Source organism: Gammaproteobacteria bacterium (assembly GCA_003696665.1).
Taxonomy (GTDB): Bacteria; Pseudomonadota; Gammaproteobacteria; order Enterobacterales.
Window position 1 is genome coordinate 1 of sequence record RFGJ01000570.1, and the last position, 1776, is coordinate 1776.

The 1776-nt window shown below is 53.4% G+C and carries 3 protein-coding genes; all 3 read left to right on the plus strand.

The window, feature by feature from the left end; all coding sequences use genetic code 11:
- Positions 1 to 16 precede the first annotated feature (16 nt).
- A complete protein-coding gene (locus D6694_13920; GenBank protein RMH36418.1) occupies positions 17 to 355 on the plus strand; it encodes a hypothetical protein in 339 nt (112 codons plus the stop codon).
- Entirely contained in the window at positions 352 to 1107 is a 756-nt protein-coding gene (locus tag D6694_13925; GenBank protein ID RMH36419.1) for a hypothetical protein, read from the plus strand. The genes D6694_13920 and D6694_13925 overlap by 4 nt, the downstream gene beginning before the upstream one ends.
- The coding region (locus D6694_13930) for a hypothetical protein (GenBank protein ID RMH36420.1) at positions 1100 to 1776 on the plus strand (677 nt) is incomplete at its 3' end. The genes D6694_13925 and D6694_13930, both read left to right, overlap by 8 nt.

The following is a 1776-nucleotide window of genomic DNA, read 5'->3' on the forward strand; positions in this document are numbered from 1 at the left end:
ACTACATAATATGATAATGAGCGTCGATGCGCCCAAAGGCGACACTGCCGCCATCCGAAAAGCCGTAGTAAAAAATGTCGGCAAACATATTGCGTCGTCCTTCAAAACGCAGTCGGAACAATTAGGACTGTTTGTGCCTGAATTCATGGTGGACGAATCGGCCTATTCGACAATCATCATTGATGCGATAGTCCCTTATCCTGTCCGCCCGCATGAATCAGAAGTTGGTCGCTGGCTAATGGCCGTCAACGCGACAATGAGCGTGCAAGCCAGAATCCCGTCTGGCGCATGGGCTGTGGGGCGCATGTTGTCGCGAGGCAAGGGCATTATCACACGCACGCGGAGTGCAGCATGAACAAGCAGTACTCGCCGTCGCGACTGGTGGTTGAGGCGTTTCCGCGCCTTAAGATTGAACTCAAAATGATGGCCGACGAAGCCGGAGTGTGCGCCTGTTGCGGGCGAGATGTGGACGAAGGCGAGCCGGTTCAGTTCACTCGATTCAGTGCAAAATTCACCGACTTCAACCGTCTAGCCGCTCCGGAGTCCGATTATATCTGCGCACATTGCGCGGCGCTGATGAAAGCCGAGCCGATGCGGCTTTTCAAGCAGTGCGTCATTTGTGCAAATGGCAAAGCGTATAGTCTCACGAAAGACACGCACAGACAGTGGTTTTTGACCAGTCCACCTGAGCCCCCCTTTGTGGCGATCATGGCCGAAAAATTGACGGCAATTGCACATTTGATTTGGCATGCGCCCGTCACTCTTGACAAGAACATGCTTTTTGTACAGCGCGGCCACACCACTTTGATTATTGATCGGCCTTATTTGATGGAGCTTGTCGATATGTGTGCAGAGGCGGCACAAATCGCGCGCGAGGCGGGCATAAAGGTCACGCCGCCGCATCCATTTGTATCGCTCGATCGTAATCTGGAAAGCCTGCAACATGGCGTCATTCGTCAGGATATTGCAGCTGTACTCGAAACGACAGAACGCGGACGTTTTCTGCTTGCCGAAATTATGAACGCAAGCGAAGGTGAGCTTTGGGCGCTTGCCACCCTTGCCAAAACGAATAGCGCCGAACCGGAATGCGAAGCTCTAGATGTTTGATCAGGAGAATATACAAATGAAAGTAAAAGTTTCTGGAATCCTCACGCTCAAAAGCCCGCTACATATTTCATCACCGGAGCGAGACTTTCGATACATGCCTGATACCGGGCGTATTGTTCGGGGAGCCAAAGGTGGCGCAGGGTTTCCCTGTACTGTAACGCGCGCCGAAACAATCCGCACACCGCTGGCCGTCACTGAAACAAACCCGCTTGGCCGAGTTCGACTGCCGGTTATGCCAGCACAAGGGATTAAAGGCGCGATTCGGCGGTCGGCTGAAGAAATTATCCGCCACAATTTGGCAAATCGTGGGCTGATGCCCAAAGCGGCGACGTATCAGGCTATGCGAACAGGTGCGGTATCTGGTCGTCCTGATTCGACCATACCGTCCACGGACGAAGCGAAGGCCCGGATGGAGCACCATTTCGCCGGATTATTCGGTGGAGGATCGCAGATCGTGCCTGGCCGTTTCTACGCAAAGCCAGCCCGCGTAGTTGCTGATGCGTACATTGACCTGGGCACTGTTCCTGATGGGCTTTGTGATCCCGTGCCAGCCACCACTGCGTATCAGCTTTTCGATGCTGTTCCCGTTGTTCGCAAGGACGATCTCATGCAAAACCCGTCGCGCGATGCATTCGAGACAATCGAAGATTATAACGAGTATATGCTGAG

Excerpts from the sequence above, each read along its gene's own strand:
- D6694_13920 (RMH36418.1), top strand. The coding sequence starts at position 17 with ATGAGCGTCGATGCGCCCAAAGGCGACACTGCCGCCATCCGAAAAGCC.
- D6694_13925 (RMH36419.1), top strand. The coding sequence starts at position 352 with ATGAACAAGCAGTACTCGCCGTCGCGACTGGTGGTTGAGGCGTTTCCG.